The organism is Streptomyces sp. NPDC048277 (assembly GCF_040652235.1).
Classification (GTDB): domain Bacteria; phylum Actinomycetota; class Actinomycetes; order Streptomycetales; family Streptomycetaceae; genus Streptomyces.
Map to the genome: position 1 here is coordinate 1 of NZ_JBEZLQ010000052.1, position 15835 is coordinate 15835.

9 protein-coding genes are annotated in these 15835 nt (G+C 73.3%); 3 read left to right on the forward strand and 6 right to left on the reverse strand.

The window, feature by feature from the left end:
• Positions 1–407 precede the first annotated feature (407 nt).
• Positions 408–956, reverse strand: coding sequence for a MarR family transcriptional regulator (locus AB0D85_RS50575; RefSeq protein ID WP_362337903.1), 549 nt, complete (start codon positions 954–956; stop codon positions 408–410).
• Between the two features lie 139 nt (positions 957–1095).
• Between AB0D85_RS50575 and AB0D85_RS50580 the strand changes: the two genes are divergently transcribed.
• The gene (locus AB0D85_RS50580; protein WP_362337966.1) at positions 1096–2367 is read left to right on the forward strand and encodes an MFS transporter; all 1272 of its coding nucleotides are present in this window, start codon (positions 1096–1098) and stop codon (positions 2365–2367) included.
• Between the two features lie 123 nt (positions 2368–2490).
• Here the strand turns inward: AB0D85_RS50580 and AB0D85_RS50585 are convergent, their stop codons facing one another.
• Both AB0D85_RS50585 and AB0D85_RS50590 read right to left on the reverse strand, forming a co-directional pair.
• A complete protein-coding gene (locus AB0D85_RS50585) occupies positions 2491–4137 on the reverse strand; it encodes a SpoIIE family protein phosphatase (protein WP_362337906.1) in 1647 nt (548 codons plus the stop codon).
• 188 nt (positions 4138–4325) lie between these two features.
• Complete coding sequence (locus AB0D85_RS50590) at positions 4326–5705, reverse strand: NAD(P)/FAD-dependent oxidoreductase (protein WP_362337909.1); 1380 nt, start codon at positions 5703–5705, stop codon at positions 4326–4328.
• A gap of 491 nt (positions 5706–6196) precedes the next feature.
• On the opposite strand from AB0D85_RS50590, the gene AB0D85_RS50595 reads away from it, so the two are divergent.
• Positions 6197–6961: a helix-turn-helix domain-containing protein gene (locus AB0D85_RS50595; protein WP_362337912.1), complete on the forward strand. Its 765-nt coding sequence runs from the start codon at positions 6197–6199 to the stop codon at positions 6959–6961.
• 266 nt (positions 6962–7227) lie between these two features.
• Positions 7228–9096 carry a sigma-70 family RNA polymerase sigma factor gene (locus AB0D85_RS50600; protein ID WP_362337915.1) on the forward strand — a complete coding sequence of 623 codons (1869 nt, stop codon included), beginning with the start codon at positions 7228–7230 and terminating at the stop codon, positions 9094–9096.
• On the opposite strand, the gene AB0D85_RS50605 is transcribed toward AB0D85_RS50600, so the two are convergent.
• The 3 genes from AB0D85_RS50605 to AB0D85_RS50615 form a co-directional block, all read right to left on the reverse strand.
• Positions 9083–12388 carry a BTAD domain-containing putative transcriptional regulator gene (locus tag AB0D85_RS50605; RefSeq protein ID WP_362337918.1) on the reverse strand — a complete coding sequence of 1102 codons (3306 nt, stop codon included), beginning with the start codon at positions 12386–12388 and terminating at the stop codon, positions 9083–9085. The two genes, AB0D85_RS50600 and AB0D85_RS50605, sit on opposite strands and share 14 nt — an antisense overlap.
• An 86-nt stretch (positions 12389–12474) precedes the next feature.
• Positions 12475–12828, reverse strand: coding sequence for a VOC family protein (locus AB0D85_RS50610; RefSeq protein WP_362337921.1), 354 nt, complete (start codon positions 12826–12828; stop codon positions 12475–12477).
• A gap of 371 nt (positions 12829–13199) precedes the next feature.
• Positions 13200–15278 (reverse strand): asparagine synthase-related protein, encoded by a 2079-nt coding sequence (locus tag AB0D85_RS50615; protein ID WP_362337924.1) that lies wholly within the window; start codon positions 15276–15278, stop codon positions 13200–13202.
• Positions 15279–15835 lie beyond the last annotated feature (557 nt).

Below are 15835 nucleotides of genomic sequence, written 5' to 3' on the forward strand. Positions count from 1 at the left end.
TTCCCTTCGTTCTTGCGTTTCCGACTCTATCAGATCTTTTTCCGATCCGATTTCCTCGGTGCTTTCCAGGTTCCCGCTCTCGCGTTTCCCTTTCCGGCGGTTCCGACTCTATCAGATCCTTTCGGCGTCTGATTCCCAGTCAGCGGGGGTTGTCTTCCCGGCTGTTGGGCCGTTCCGACGTCCCAAACCTTAGCGGATCCGCTCGGCGATTCCCAATCGGGGCCGCCGGTCCCTATTCGAATTGAATTCGGGCACGCCGAAATCAACCCGGTCGGGAGATCGTACTGAGGTTTGGAGTGCCGCTCTAGGCGGCGGAGTGTTGTCGAAGAACCGTTCCGGCTCTGCGGCAACCCGGAGAACATTACGGATCGACCGAGGGCGTGTCAAGCACCCCTTGTCAAGATCTTTTAGTCCAGGTCGGTGAGCCGGCCGCCGGCGTCGGGCTGGGCGTGTTCCACACGGCGCAGCAGCCGGGTGAGGACCTCGCCGAGCACGGCGCGCTCCGCCGGAGAGAGGTCCTGGAGCAGGTCCTCCTCGAAGACGGAGGCGAGTCGCATCGCCTCCAGCCACTTCTCGCGGCCTTCAGTCGTCAGCTCGACGATCACCCGGACGCGGTTGTTCTCGTCCCGCTCCCGGGTGACCAGACCCTCGGCGACCATCCGGTCGATGCGGTGGGTCATCGCCGCCGGGGTGAGACCGAGGCGCTTGGCCAGGTCGCTGGGCCCCAGGCGGTAGGGAGCGCCGGAGAGGACGAGTGCCTTGAGGACCTCCCACTCGGCGCTGCTGATGCCGAGGGCGGAGGTCTGACGGCCGTAGGCGACGTTCATCCGGCGGTTGAGCCGGGACAGCGCCGAGACGACCTTCTCGACCTGGGGGTCGAGGTCCTGGAACTCGCGCTGGTAGGCGGCGATCTGTTCGTCGAGTGTCGGCTCGCCGGCGCCGGGGGTGTCGGCCATGGCCGAAGTATCGCACGAACGGGCTTGGCGTCGAAGTCCTTCACGATGTACTCTTTAGCTTCGAACTTTAGCTTCTAAGTCTTGAGACTTCAGTAGTCCCTGACTTGACTACCTGAGAGAGGTGAACGTGACCAGGGCGATGGGCGCAGCGATGCGCCGGATCCACGTGGGCAACGCACTCAGCGCGTTCGGGCTCGGCTTCACCGTCCCCTACCTGTACGTCTATGTGGCGCAGGTGCGAGGGCTCGGTGCCATGACGGCGGGTCTCGTGCTCGCCGTCTTCGCCGTGGCCGCGCTGATCGTGCTGCCGTTCGCCGGCCGGGCGATCGTGCGGCGCGGCCCGCTTCCGGTCCTGCTCGCCACCCTGGTCCTGGCCGCGATCGGTGCACTGAGCCTGGGCCTGGCGGGAAGTGCGGCGACCGTACTGGCCGCGGCCGCGCTGCTCGGGGCCGGGCAGGCCGTGATGCAGCCGGCGCTGGCGACGATGATCGTGGACTGCTCGTCGGCGGAGACGCGGTCGCGGGCCTTCGCGACGCAGTTCTTCCTGCAGAACCTGGGGCTGGGTGTCGGTGGCCTCATAGGCGGCCACCTCGTCGACACGACCCGGGTCTCCTCCTTCACGCTCCTCTTCTCGATCGAGGCGGCGATGTTCCTGCTGCTGGCCGTGGTGATGGCGACGGTGCGGATACCGCACGCACCGCGGATCACGGACGCGCCGGACTCTTCCGCGAAGGGCGCCTGGAAGCAGTTGCTCGGGAACCGGGCGATGGTGCAGCTGTCCGTGCTGGGCTTCGTGCTGTTCTTCGCCTGCTACGGACAGTTCGAGTCCGGGCTGAGCGCGTACGGAGTCGAGGCGGCCGGGATATCGACGTCCGCGCTCGGCACGGCGCTGGCCGCGAACACGCTGATGATCGTGGTCGCCCAGTTCGCGGTGCTGAAGTTCGTCGAGCGGCGCCGGCGGTCCCGGGTGATCGCGGGGGTCGGGCTGATCTGGGCCGTGGCGTGGGTCGTGGCGGGGTACGCCGGGCTGGGGCACGGCAGCAGGGAGATGGCGACGGCCGCGTTCGTGTCGACGTACGCCCTGTTCGGACTGGGTGAGGCGATGCTGTCGCCGACGGTCGCTCCGCTGGTGGCCGACCTCGCGCCGACGGGGCTGGCCGGACAGTACAACTCGGCGTTCGCCCTGGTGAAGCAGCTGGCGCTGGCGGTGGGGCCGGCGGTCGGAGGCCCGCTGGCAGCCTCGCTGCCGGCGCCGTACATCGTGACGTTCCTGCTGTTCTCGCTGGGGATCAGTGTGCTGGCGGTGCGGCTGGGACGGAGCCTGACGGAGGTACAGGACCGGCCTTGGCTCGCTGCGAGGAGCAGGGTGGTCGCACGGGGCGGTGCGACCGCGGAGTCCGTGTCCGCGTAGTGGGGCTGGGGCGGGGGGCGCTTACCGGCGCTAGGACGTGCCCCGTCAGGGGCGCGGGGAACTGCGCGACCAGCCCCCACCCACCCGCGGCCGCGCACCGGCCGCACCGCCTACCCCTTGGGCCTACCCCTTCGGCAGCACGAACTCGCACCACACCGCCTTCCCGCCCCCGGGCGTCCGCCGCGACCCCCACCCCGAAGCGATCGTCGCCACGATCGCGATCCCCCTCCCCGACTCGTCCCCCGGCTCCGCGCGCCTCCGGCGCGGCAGGTGGTCGTCGCCGTCCGTCACCTCGACGATCAGGCGGCGGTCGGTGCGGCGGAGCCGCAGTCGCATGGGTGGGGTGCCGTGCTGGAGGGAGTTGGCGACCAGCTCGCTCGTGGCGAGGACACCCAGGTCATGGAGATCGACCGGGAAGCGCCAACTGGTCAGCACGCCGGAGGCGAACGCACGTGCGCGTGGCGCCGCCTCGATGCCGCCCAGAAGCTCCAGCGCGGCGTTGCGGAACAGGTCGCTGTCCGGGCCCGTGCGGGCCGGGTGCTGGAGGACCAGGACGGCGACGTCGTCGTCGTGGTCGGCGGTGACACCGGCCGAGCGGACCAGGCGGTCGCAGACGACCTGGGGCGTGCCGGTGGCTCCGGCCAGCGCGCGCTCCAGGGAGGCGATGCCCTCGTCCAGGTCCTCGTTACGGCGTTCGACCAGGCCGTCCGTGTAGAGGACGGCCGTCGAGCCGGGGCCGAGCGGTACGGAGCCGGACGCGTGGATCCAGCCGCCGGTGCCGAGCGGCGGGCCCGTCGGTTCGTCCGCGCGGAGCACCGTGCCGTTCTCGTCGCGGACCAGGATCGGGAGGTGGCCGGCGGAGGCGTACACCAGCCGGCCCTCGTTCGGGTCGTGGACGGCGTACACGCAGGTGGCGATCTGGTTGGGGTCGATCTCGGTGGCGAGGCCGTCGAGGAGCTGGAGGACCTCGTGCGGGGGGAGGTCCAGGCGGGCGTAGGCGCGGACCGCCGTACGGAGCTGGCCCATGACGGCCGCCGCACGGACGCCCCTGCCCATCACGTCGCCGATGACCAGGGCCGTACGGCCGCCGCCCAGGGTGATGACGTCGTACCAGTCGCCGCCGACCGCGGCCTCGGTGCCGCCGGGCTGGTAGGTCGCGGCGATACGGAGGTCGTCCGGCTGTTCCAGCTCCTGCGGGAGGAGGCTGCGCTGCAGGGTCACCGCCGTCTCGCGCTGGCGGCGTTCGCTGGCGCGCAGCCGTTCCGCGGCTTCCGCGTGGTCGGTGACATCGGTGGCGAAGAGCAGGACGCCGCCGTCGCGGTCGCCGTTCTCGGCGACCGGGGTGCAGGTGAACGTGTAGGTGCGGCCGTCGAGCGCCTTGCGGGACTTGAGCGTGCGGGGCTTGCCGCTGCGCAGGACCTGGTCGAGGAGCGGGAGGAGACCGAGTTCGGCGAGTTCGGGCAGGGCCTCGCGGGCGGGGTCGCCCGGGAGACGTACACCGAAGGCCGTCGTATAGGCGTCGTTGACGTACGCGATGCGGTGGTCGGGGCCGTGGACGAGGGCGACCAAGGCCGGGACGTGGTCGAGGACGTCGCGGGCGGGCAGTTCGTCGACGGCGGGAACGCAGGGTGGGTCGTCGGTCAGTTGTTCGGCGCGGGCAGCGGGCACGGAGCCTTCTCCCCGTCGGTCCGGAGGGACCGCGTGCTCGGTCCGCGCTGCGGCGCGGCGCTGCGTTCCGGGGAGCCGGGCGCTCCAGCGCGTGAAGTTCACGAATCCTTGCCTCGTGTCGTCGTCTCCGGCCGGCTACGGGAGCGGCCGGGGGTCCGGGGGGTGTCCCCCGGTGCAGTTCTGGGGAGAAGGGGGAAGCCTTGTGCTCGGTCGGGGGCAGTCTGGCAGGGTGGCCGTCGGCGGCGACATCCGTGAGACGCCGGGGCGGGCCGTGGAGTTCCTGAGTTCCGTCAGGACGACCCGTTCGAGTCGTCCGAGGGACTGTGGGGAGGCTTTCCACCGGCCGCGAGTTCGAACTCCGCTCGGGGATGTTCGAGTGATCCGAGCGAGACGATCTCCCGTTTGAAGAGCCCGGAGAGGGTCCATTCGGCGAGCACACGAGCCTTGCGGTTGAAGGTGGGCACCCTGCTGAGGTGGTAGACGCGGTGCATGAACCAGGCAGGGTAGCCCTTCAGCCTGCGGCCGTAGATCTGGGCGACGCCCTGGTGGAAGCCGAGGGACGCGACCGAGCCGGCGTATGTGTGGGCGTACGTCTCCAGGGGTTCGCTGCGCAGGGTGTGGACGATGTTGTCGCCGAGGACCCTGGCCTGGCGGACCGCGTGCTGGGCGTTGGGGGCGGTGTCGGTGCCGGGTTCGGCGGCGGTGACGTCGGGGACGGCGGCGGCGTCGCCCGCGGCCCAGGCGTGGTCGACACCGTCGACGGTCAGTTCGGCGGTGCATTTCAGCCGCCCGCGCGGGGTGAGCGGAAGGTCGCTGGCGGCGAGCACGGGGTGCGGTCTGACGCCGGCCGTCCACACGAGGGTGCGGGTCGGGAAGCGCTGGCCGTCGCTGAGGACGGCGATGCGGTCGACGCAGGATTCCAGGCGGGTGTCGAGCAGCACCTGGATGTTGCGGCGGCGCAGTTCGGTGACGGTGTAGCGGCCCAGCTCGGGGCCGACCTCGGGGAGGATCCGGTCGGTGGCCTCGACGAGGATCCACTTCATGTCCTCGGGCTGGACGTTGTGGTAGTACCGCGTGGCGTAGCGGGCCATGTCCTCCAGTTCGCCCAGGGCTTCCACGCCCGCGTAGCCGCCGCCGACGAAGACGAAGGTGAGGGCCGCGTCGCGGATCGCGGGGTCGCGGGTGGAGGAGGCGATGTCCAGCTGCTCGATGACGTGGTTGCGCAGGCCGATGGCCTCCTCGACGGTCTTGAAGCCGATGCCGTGCTCGGCGAGACCGGGGATGGGCAGCGTGCGGACGATCGAGCCGGGGGCGAGGACCAGTTCGTCGTACTCCACGAAAGTGGCGCCTTTTCGCTCCTCGGCGGTGGCGAGCGTGGCGACGGCGGCGGTGCGCTTGGCGTGTTCCACGGAGGTCACCTCGCCGATGACGACATGGCACTGGTCCAGGACGCGCCGCAGGGGTACGACGACATGACGAGGGGAAATCGAACCCGCGGCCGCCTCGGGAAGGAACGGCTGGTACGTCATATAGGCATCGGGGGTGACGACAGTGATGTCGACCTCACCTCGCCTGAGCTCCCCCTTCAGCTTCCGCTGCAGCCGCAGGGCCGTGTACATCCCGACGTAGCCGCCGCCGACAACGAGAATGCGCGCACGTTCCTTCACCATCCCATGACGCACCCGTGACTGTTGTTTGTCCACAGCCCCGGCAATTTGTGTGACCGGCGGGCGGCTGTACGGAGCGCCGGGCGCACGGCCGGGGCCGGAGAAAAGGGGCCAGGTCAGCGGGGGCGGACACAGGGGCGCGAAGGTACCGAATCGGGACGTACACGACCCGTACTCCGATCGGGGGGCGCTCCGTGCGGAACGTCCCCCTTCTGAATTGACAGCCTCTCAACTATGTTCGTGTGTCGACGGGGTGTAGGGGATGTGGTCGAACGGCCCGCTATGGGCGGTCCGCCCGGCCGACGGCCCATGGATCGGTCAGTGACCGGTCGTGGGTCGGTCGCCGAATCGGTCGTCGATCGTCGTGCGTCGGTCGTGGATTGGTCGTGCGTCGTTCGTGGATCGATTGTGGATCGGCGGCGGTTCCACTCGCTCCGGCTATCAGTGGCGGGGAGAGTCTCCGGGGGGAGACGTCATTAACCGGGGGAACACAGATGCATATTCAGGACACACATTGGTCAACGGCTTCCGCCCTCGGATCCGGCGGCGGAACCGTGAGCTCGGCGGCGGGCAACGGACGCGGTGACGGGCCGCGTACGACACCGCTGCGGGTGGACGCACAGCGCAATCTGGAGCATGTGCTGCGCGCGGCGCGCGAGGTCTTCGGCGAGCTGGGCTACGGCGCGCCGATGGAGGACGTGGCGCGGCGGGCGCGGGTCGGGGTCGGCACGGTGTACCGGCGCTTCCCGAGCAAGGACGTGCTGGTGCGGCGGATAGCCGAGGAGGAGACCTCCCGGCTGACCGACCAGGCACGGGCCGCGCTCGGACAGGAGGACGAGCCGTGGTCGGCGCTGTCGCGCTTCCTGCGGACGTCGGTGGCGTCGGGGGCCGGGCGGTTGCTGCCGCCGCAGGTGCTCCGCGTCGGCGCGCCGGAGGAGGTCGGCGGTGACGCCGGGGCCGAGGAGGCTCGGGTGCCGCAGCAGCGGACCCAGCCGGGCACCGCGGATCTGCGGCTGGTGTCGGAGGAGCCGGCGGTGGGCGCCGACGACGACGCGGGTGCGGCCGCGCTGCTCGAGGTCGTGGGGCGGCTGGTGGACCGGGCGCGGGCGGCGGGCGAGTTGCGGCCGGACGTCTCCGTCTCCGACGTGCTGCTGGTGATCGCGACGGCGGCGCCGTCCCTGCCGGACGCGGCGCAGCAGGCGGCCGCTTCGGCCCGGTTGCTGGACATCCTGCTGGAGGGGCTGCGGTCGCGGCCCTGACGCTGCACCGTGCTTGCGCGACGGCCGTGAGCGGGTTGCGACGGCCGTGAGCGGGTGCGGGTGGGCCGTGGCTGGTCGCGCCCACGCGGCGGTAGCCGCATGTCGGCTACCGCCCCGCGCCCCTTGCGGGGCGTTCCAGTGCGGTGTGTTGACAGGTGCGCTCGGACGAGTGGTTGGTCTGTCCCTCGGGGGTCTGGACAAAAGCCGGTGTGGCAGTCTGACCCGGTGATTCGGTCGGTTCGGGCAGGCATCGGGGGCGTTCCGCGATGAGCGTTGACGGGTGGGACGAGTCCGCCGGTGAGGAGACGGCCTCGCCGCAGGTGCCCAGTCAGGGCGGGCGGGCCGATGTGCCGCCCGTCGGCGCAGCCGCGGAGGGGAACGTTCCGGCACAGCGCGACGGAAGTGTGCTGCCGCCGCCCCGGGCGCTCGCGCCCGCCGACAGCCAGTTGATCGAGCGGATGCGGGGCGGCGACGACTCGGCGTACGAGGAGCTGTACCGGCGGCACGCGGACGCCGTGCGGCGGTACGCGCGGTCCTGCTGCCGGGACGGGCACACCGCCGACGACCTGACCGCCGAGGTGTTCGCCCGGATGCTGCAGGCGGTGCGCGGCGGGGCCGGGCCCGAGTACGCCGTGCGCGCCTATCTGCTCACCTCCGTGCGCCGGGTCGCGGCGCAGTGGACCAAGTCGGCCCGGCGTGAACAACTGGTCGACGACTTCGCGGTGTTCGCGGCGCGGGCCGCGCGCGGCTCCGAGGTGTCCGACGACGACACACTGGACCTCGGCGCCGATGTGCACGCGATGCACGAGGCCGAGCAGTCGATGGCCATGCAGGCGTTCCGTTCGCTGCCCGAGCGCTGGCAGGCCGTGCTGTGGCACACGGAGGTCGAGGACGAGTCGCCGAGCGAGGTGGCCACCCTCTTCGGGCTCGACGCCAACGGCACGCGGGTCCTCGCCAGCCGGGCCCGCGAGGGGCTGAAGCAGGCCTATCTCCAGGCCCATGTGAGCGCCTCCCTCGTCGACGACGAGGAGTGCGCCCGCTACGCCGACCAGCTCGGCGGCTACGCCCGCCGCAAGCTGCGCATCCGGGCGGAGCGGGGGCTGCGCAAGCACCTGGAGGAGTGCGCCAGGTGCCGGCTGGCCGCCGCCCAGATCGAGGAGGTCGCCGCGGGTATCCCGGCCGTCGTGCCGGTCGCGGTCATCGGCTGGTTCGGTGCCGCCGGGTACGCCAAGGCGCTCGGGATCATCGCCGGTGGCGCCGGAGCGGGGGCCGCGGGCGCGGCCGCCGCGGCGAGCGGCTCGTCCGGCGGCGCGGGCGGCGCCGGTGGCGGTGCGGCGGCCTCGGAGGGGCTGGGGGCGCCGGTGAAGGCCGGTATCGCCGCCGGGGTGGTCGCGGTGGCGGCCGCCGCGGTGGCCCTCGCCCTGGCGAACGACAGCCACCCGGCCAAGAAGGTCGCCGAGCCCGCCCCCTCCGCACCGGTCGTCCAGCCCGAGACGCCCACCCCCACCCCGTCGAAGAGGAAACCGGCGCCAGAGCCGGTCGTCCTCGCCCCCGAGCGGGCCCCGACGCCCACCCCCACCCCGACGCCGAAGCCGACGCCCACCCCGAGCCCCACGCCGAAGCCCAGCCCCACTGCGACGCCCACGCCGAGCCCGAAGCCGACCCCCACCCCCACCCCGACGCCCACTCCGCCGCCCGCCCCGGTCGTCTACCAGTGGAACGCGCTGGGCTACGACATCACCGGCGACGGCACCCGGCCCGCGATGCGGCTCGGCGAGAGCAGCTGGGTCTGGCAGCGGTACGGCGTGACGGTCGCCGGCGAGGACTACGCGAACGGCGTCACCGTGCACGGCCGGTCCTCCGTCACCATCGACCTCAACCGCGAGTGCACCGCCTACGACGCGATGGCCGGCGTCGACGACATGACGCTCGGGCTGGGCAAGGTCGTCTTCGCCGTCTACGCGGACGGGGCACAGCTGTGGCGGTCCGGCGCCGTCGAGGGCGGACAGGCCGCCGTACCCGTCCATGTGGACCTCGCCGGGCACCGGACCGTACGCCTGGCCGTCGAACCGGTGACCGACATCGACACGGTGGCGCTCGCCGACTGGGCCGACTCGAAGTTCACCTGCCGGTAGCGGTACCGGTGGCGGCCGGCGTCCTGCCCAGTTCGCTCAGGACGTCCTCGTCGGTGAGGGACGCACCGCGCGAGCGCTCGGCCGCGTAGCGCTCCGGGGTGAGCACCGCGCGGGCGGCCGCGTCGATCTCCTCGGCGCGGGTGCGCTCCGGCTCGGGGCGCACGCCCCCGTCCCGCCGGCGGTCGGCGGTGGCGCCCAGTCGTACCGCGCCCGCCAGATCGCCGAGCCGGGCCAGCAGATCGGCGCCGATGTCCACCAGCGCCGCGGTGATCGCCTCGGCGCAGCGGTGCTCCACGGCCTCGCGCAGCGCCTCGGCGAGGATCGGCAGCCCGTGCCCGGGGCTGGACCGTCCGGCCGCGACAAGGGCCTCCAGGGCGCGCAGGGACGCCGTGAACTGGGGCGGCGGAGTCCCCGCGGCGACGGCCGCCCGGGCGGCCACCAGGAGTTCGCCCGCACGGGCCAGGTCCCCGTCGGTCTGGGCGATATGGGCCCGCAGCAGCGCCACGAACCCATTGGCCTCCGTCACCCCGTACCGGTCGGCGGCCTCGTCCGCCCGGTCCAGGGTGGCGTGGGCGCCCGCCCGGTCGCCGGAGCGGAACGCGATCTCGGCGAGCCGCGCGATCAGGAACGGCGTCTCCGCGTACGCGCCCACCTCGTGGGCGAGCCGCAGCGCCTCCTCGTACTCGCCGCGCGCCGCCGCGAACCGGCCGCGCGCCATGTCCGCCTCACCGGCCGCGCTGCACACCTGCGCCCGCATCCAGCGGTCCCCGACCCGTCGGCTGAGCACGCGCAGCTCGGCCAGGTCCTCGTCGACGCCCCGCAGGTTGCCGGTCGTGTCGACCAGGACATGGGTGCGGTACATCAGGGTGACGCCGATCTCCCAGTCGCCGCCGTGCACCCGGCAGTTGGCGACGACGGAGGACAGGTCGGGGCCGACGTCCGCCGGGCTGCCCAGTGCCCAGGCGGTCAGCGGCCAGACGATGCCCGGCAGCCGGGCGGCCCGGGGACCTCCGCCCTCGAAAGCGGCCCGCACGCGCGCGATGTACTCCGGGGACCGCTGTTCCGTCAGCGGGTCCGCGGAGCCCGACTCGGCCGTCAGGAACAGGTCGAGCATCCTGAGGTCCATGCGCAGCTCGCGCAGCGGATGCCCGGCCTCGGCGTCCGGAGCGGCCAGCAACGCGCCCACGGGATCGGCCGTGTCGACGAGCGCGCGCAGTTCGTCCGGGCCGGAGCCCTCGGGCAGGGTGTCCCGGGCGATACCCAGCCGCAGCACCGCGCGCACCCAGGCGATGGCCTCCTGGCGGTAGTTGCGCAGCCACCAGAACCAGCCGACGGCGAGGACGATCGCGCCCGCCTCCGCCTCGTCGCCCGCGCACACCGCGCGGTCCAGGGCGGCGCGGATGTTGTCGAGGTCGGACTCCAGGCGGCGGATCCACGGGAGTTGCTCATGGGAGCGCAGCTTCGGCTCTGCCTCCGTCACCAGCGCGCGCACCCAGGCGCGGTGCCGCCGCTCGGCCGCCGCGCGCGGACCCGGGGCCTCCGCGGCCCGCTCCACGGCGTACTCGTGGATGGTCTCCAGCATGCGGTAGCGCATATCGCCGGTGCCGTCCGGGCCGTCCGGGGTGGCGACGATCAGGGACTTGTCGACGAGCGCGCCGATGAGGTCGGCGGCGTGGCCGGTGCACACGGCCTCCGCCGCCGCGAGGTCCCAGCCGCCGGCGAAGACGGACACCTCGCGCAGGACCGTCCGCTCCCGCTCGTCGAGCAGGTCCCAGGACCAGTCGACGACCGCGCGCAGGGTCTGCTGGCGGGGCAGGACCGTGCGGCTGCCGGAGGTGAGCAGGCGGAAGCGGTCGTCGAGCCGGTCGGCTATCTGCCGGGGGGTCAGCAGCCGCAGCCGGGCCGCCGCGAGCTCGATCGCGAGGGGCAGTCCGTCCAGCCGGCGGCAGATCTCGTCGACCGCCGCCCGGTCGCCGAGGGCGGCACCGGCGCCGGGGCGGACGGCGGCGGCACGCTCCTCGAAGAGCTGGTGCGCCTGTTCGGGGACGAGGGGTTCGACCGGGCGCACCGACTCGCCGGGGACGCCCAGGGGTTCACGGCTGGTGGCGAGGATCGTGAGTCCGGGGCAGCGGGTGAGCAGGGTTTCGGCGAGGGCGGCCGCCGCTTCGATGACATGTTCGCAGTTGTCAAGGATCAGGAGCTGGCTGCGCCCGGCGCAGTGCTCGACGAGCAGGGCCGTGGGGTCGGCCTGCGGGGTCGCCAGCTCGTTGGTCCTGAGCACGGTCTCGCGCAGACCGAGCGCGCTGACCACCGCGCCTGGCACCGCCTCCGGCCGGTCGAGCGGGGCGAGCTCGACGAGCCACGCCTGCGGGAGTCCGGCGGCGGCCTCCTCGGCGAGACGGGTCTTTCCGGAGCCGCCCGGTCCGGTGAGGGTGACGAGGCGGGCCCTGTGCAATTCGGAACGAACGGCTTCGAGCTCGGGTTCCCGGCCCACGAAAGAGGTAAGCCGCGGACGGAGGTTGCCGGTCCGGGGCGGGGGTGCGCCGAGCGAGGACGGCGGCGGTGCGGGCTCCCGCTGGAGCAACGCCGTGTGCAGGGCCTGGAGTTCCGGGCCCGGATCGGTGCCGAGGCCTTCGGCGAGCGTGCGGCGGGCGGTCTCGTACGCGGCGAGGGCGTCCGCCGGGCGGCCGGTGTCGCGCAGGGCGCGGATGAGGAGGGCGTGCAGTGGTTCGTCGTACGGGTGCGCCGCGGTCAGCTCGGTCAGCTCCGGTACGACGTCGAAGGCGCGGCCCAGGTGGAGGGCGGCCTCGGCGCGGGCGCGGGTGGCTTCCAGCCGGAGCGCGTCCGGGCGGACGGCGGCCGCGGTGCGGTCGGGGAGGTCGGCGAGGGCGGGGCCGTGCCACAGGGCGAGGGCGTCGGTGAGGACGTCGTGGGCCCTCGCCGGGTCGGCGGCGGCGAGCGCGGTCGCCCCTTCGCGGACCAGCCGTTCGAAGACGTACAGGTCGATGTCGTCCTCGGTGGCCTTCAGGCGGTAGCCGCCCGGGCCGGACGCGATGGTGTCCCTGCCGAGGATGCGGCGGAGGCGGCCGACGAGCGCCTGGAGGGCGGCCGGGGCGTCCTGGGGCGGGTCGTCCGTCGCCCAGATCTCCGCGATGAGGGTGTCGGGGGTGAGGGTGCGGGTGGGGTGCAGGGCGAGGGCGGTGAGCAGGGCGCGGAGGCGGGGGCCGCCGACGGGTATGGGGGCGCCCTGGTCGTCGATGGCTTGGGCCACGCCCAGGATTCGGTACCGCACCGGGTCATTGTCGCCGGGGAGCGGGGGACGGGGCACGGGCGTTTCGGTGCCGGTGCTGTTCCGACGCCGGGGTTGTTCCGGTGCCGTCAGGCGGGCTGCCACAGTTCGATCCGGTTGCCCTCGGGATCGGTGACCCAGCCGAACCGGCCGACGCCCTCCATGTCCTGCGTCTCCTCGGCCACGTCCGCTCCCTTGGCACGCAACTGCGCGAGCATCGCGTCCAGGTCGCGGACCCTGAAGTTGAGCATGGCCTGCTGGGCCCGGGACCCGAAGTAGTCGGTGCCGGACTCGAAGGTCGCGAACACCGTCGGCCCGTCCTTCTGCCGCCACAGGCCGTTGTCGTCGGCGTCGAGTCCCAGGCAGTCGCGGTACCACGCGCCCAGGGCCGCCGGATCGGCGGCCCTCATGAAGTACCCGCCGATTCCAAGCACACGTTCCATGGCGCCATCCTGCCAGGACGGAGGGGCTCGGCACCGGCACCGGCCCGGCACCGGCGAAGTGCGTCCCCGAGGAGCCCCGGCACCACCGGACGGCACCCACCCGCAGGGCGACGCGCTCGGCATTCGGCCGGCGGCGCGACGACGGTTCTGCACAACCCACTCGCGGTCCGGCGGACTGCCGCAACCGAGTCTTCGTCGGCCCCACCCCCGGTGGGTCCCACCGCCCGCGAGTCACACCCCCGCCCGGCCCCACCCCCGGCGGGTCCCACCGCCCGCGGGTCACACGCCCGCCTGGTCACACCCTCGCCCTCTCGCTCTCCCGGCGGGTCACACCCTCCCGGGGGCACGCCCCCGAAGCCAGTCCCCCCGGGTCACGCCCCCGAAGCCAGTGCCCCCCGCATCGGCCTGATCCCCGCGGGGACCGCACGCGCGCGTGCCGGTGTTCCGGTCCAGCATGTGCCCCGGCGGGACAGCAGTCGGCGCAGCCACAGCTCCAGGGAGACCAGGTCGGCCAGGCCGTCCAGCGGCAGGGGCTCGCCCGCGGCCGCCGCGCGGAGCGCCTTGCGGACCACCCTCGCCTCCACCAGGCCCGCCTGCGCCAGCAGCGGCGTCGAGAAGAGGGAGATCAGATCGTCGGCCGCCACGCGCAGCCCCGTGCGGGTCGCGGCCGCCGAGGAGGCGTGGGAGGGGGCGCCCCAGCCGGGCGGCAGGTCCGTGACGCCGGCGCCCTCCAGGACCGTACGGAGGATGGCCGCGCGGGCGCCCGGCTGGACCCGTAGCGCTTCGGGGAGGGCGCGGCAGGCGCGGACCACCTGGTTGTCCAGGAAGGGCGTGTGGAGGCGCTGGGAGCGGATCTCGGCGGCCTGCTCCAGGACGCGGATGTCGGCCGCGTGGCGGGCGAGGACGGCACGCGCGCGGTAGTCGCCGGGGCGCTGTCCGGGGCCGACGCCGGAGCGGTTCGCCGCCCCCTGGAGCAGAACCGATACTTCTGCCAGGGCCTCACCGGTCAGCCAGCGGGCCGCGGGGCCCGGTCTCGCCCAGGTGAGCGCAGCGAGGGACGCGCCCACCGCGCCTCCGGGGTCGTCGAAGCGGCGCCGCAGCAGGCGCTCGGCGAGCGACTCGACGCCCGCGCCGTACGGCGTACGCGCCAGGCGGCGCGCCGCGCTGTACACGCGCGCGGGGACCATCACCGAGCCGTCGGCCTTGGCGAGCGCGGCGACCGGGCGGACGAGGTGGCGGCGTTTGCGGTCCATGAGGAGGTCCGCGAGGCGGGCGGGGTGCGCGTCCAAGACCTGGCGGGCGCCGTAGCCGGTGAAGTGGTCGGCGCTGCCGGCGGCGAGCCGGGCGCGGTGCCGGGCCGCGTGCACCAGCGAGGGCCCGGGTTCGTCGGTGAGCGGGCCCTCCAGGTCGGCGTACGGCAGCATCTCCTCGCCGCCGGTCACGACCACGTGGTGCAGACGGGGGTTGGCCGCGAGGGTCCCCGCGCGTTCGAGTTCCGCCTCGCGGCCGCCCACGGCGAGGTCGTTGAAGGTGACGGCCAGGAGCCGTTCGCCGGCGCCCGTGCCGTGGCCCAGGACCGTGCCGGGCATGCCGGGAAGGCCGGCCGCGAGCAGCGCGAGCGTGCCCGACGCCGGGCCGCCGGAGAGGTCGGCGCCGATGCCGGGGACCGGCATCCCGCGCGCCGCCCGCCGCTCGGCGGGGCCCATTCCGGGCACCGGACCAGGGTCGATGTCCGGGACGTGCCGGGGCGCCGACAGCCGCGCGCGTACCGCGTCTACGAGTGCGTCCCGTACGGCGTCCACCGCACTGTCGGGGTCGGCGGAGGGTGCCGCGACGGCGAGCGAGGCCACCTGCTCGTATCCGGCGATCTCACGCGCCCCCGCGCGCAGGATCAGCGCATGCCCCGGCGGAATGCGCCGCACGCCCTCGTACGGGGTCGAGTCGTGCACCGCGGCCGGCACGTCGGGGGCGGCCAGGAGCGCGGCGAGGTGGCCGTAGTCGAGGTTGGCCTCGATGAGGTCGGCGAGCGGCAGCGCGGCCGTGGCGTAGGCCGTACCGCCTGCCCAGGGGCTGTAGAAGACCGGGCGGGCGCCCGCGAGGTCGCCGCAGACGGTGACCCGGCGGCCGACCTGGACGACGGCCGTGTAGCTGCCGGGCCAGGCGGTCAGATGCCGGAGTGCGCCCCCGCGCGCCGTGAACAGGCCGAGGCGCAGCTCCTCGTCGGTGGCGCCGCAGGTGCCGAGGACGGCGATGCGGTTCTGGGCGTCGGCCTTGATGACGCGTACTTCGTCGGGGCGCCAGTCGCCGACCGCCCAGAGCGGGTCGGGGTCGCCCCACAGGAGCATGGAGCCGACCGGGTGGACGGTCTCGCCGTCGTATCCCATGGCGCCGGCGGAGCCGATCGTGGCGGCACCGGAGGTGGTGCTGCTCCATCCCACCAACCACCGCATCGACGCCTCCACAGGCTGTGGACAACCGTGCACCGTACGAACCGGACCCCATGCTGCCATGAAGGACGCACTCCGGAGGGACGGTGGGGCCGCCTTTGATCCCTGGAAGATTTCCGGGAGTTGCCGCAGGACCGGCTCGCGCGCGCGTGCCGTGGAAGAGTCGTGAGGGAGTCGCAGAAGAGCCGCGGCAGGAGCGGACCGCCGTACGGCACCAGGCGACTTCGACGTGAATGCGCCCCCTGAACGCTCCCCCAGAACGCCCTTCGCGCCCTCAATTGCCGTGGTAGGAGCGTTGATCGCCCGCGAAAGGTGGGGTCGATTTTCGGCCAAATCAGCGAAGGCGGCTCGGGCTTGCGCACGCTCTGTACATGCTTTGCGCATCGCACGCGCGTGTGCTCGAACGCGCACAGTCCGGGAGGCGGGCATCGCCTCCCGGACCGGTCCGCCACCCGCGGGGATGAAGGTGGCGGTGTCCCCCAGCCCACTGGATCCAGTACAGCGGGCCGACCCACGCACCACCATGGAATCGCTCCCCCGGTGGCCGGAGAAGAGCGCAC

Excerpts from the sequence above, each read along its gene's own strand:
- AB0D85_RS50595 (WP_362337912.1), top strand. The coding sequence starts at position 6,197 with ATGCATATTCAGGACACACATTGGTCAACGGCTTCCGCCCTCGGATCC.
- AB0D85_RS50600 (WP_362337915.1), top strand. The coding sequence starts at position 7,228 with ATGAGCGTTGACGGGTGGGACGAGTCCGCCGGTGAGGAGACGGCCTCG.
- AB0D85_RS50590 (WP_362337909.1), bottom strand. The coding sequence starts at position 5,705 with ATGGTGAAGGAACGTGCGCGCATTCTCGTTGTCGGCGGCGGCTACGTC.
- AB0D85_RS50615 (WP_362337924.1), bottom strand. The coding sequence starts at position 15,278 with ATGCGGTGGTTGGTGGGATGGAGCAGCACCACCTCCGGTGCCGCCACG.
- AB0D85_RS50610 (WP_362337921.1), bottom strand. The coding sequence starts at position 12,828 with ATGGAACGTGTGCTTGGAATCGGCGGGTACTTCATGAGGGCCGCCGAT.
- AB0D85_RS50575 (WP_362337903.1), bottom strand. The coding sequence starts at position 956 with ATGGCCGACACCCCCGGCGCCGGCGAGCCGACACTCGACGAACAGATC.
- AB0D85_RS50580 (WP_362337966.1), top strand. The coding sequence starts at position 1,096 with ATGGGCGCAGCGATGCGCCGGATCCACGTGGGCAACGCACTCAGCGCG.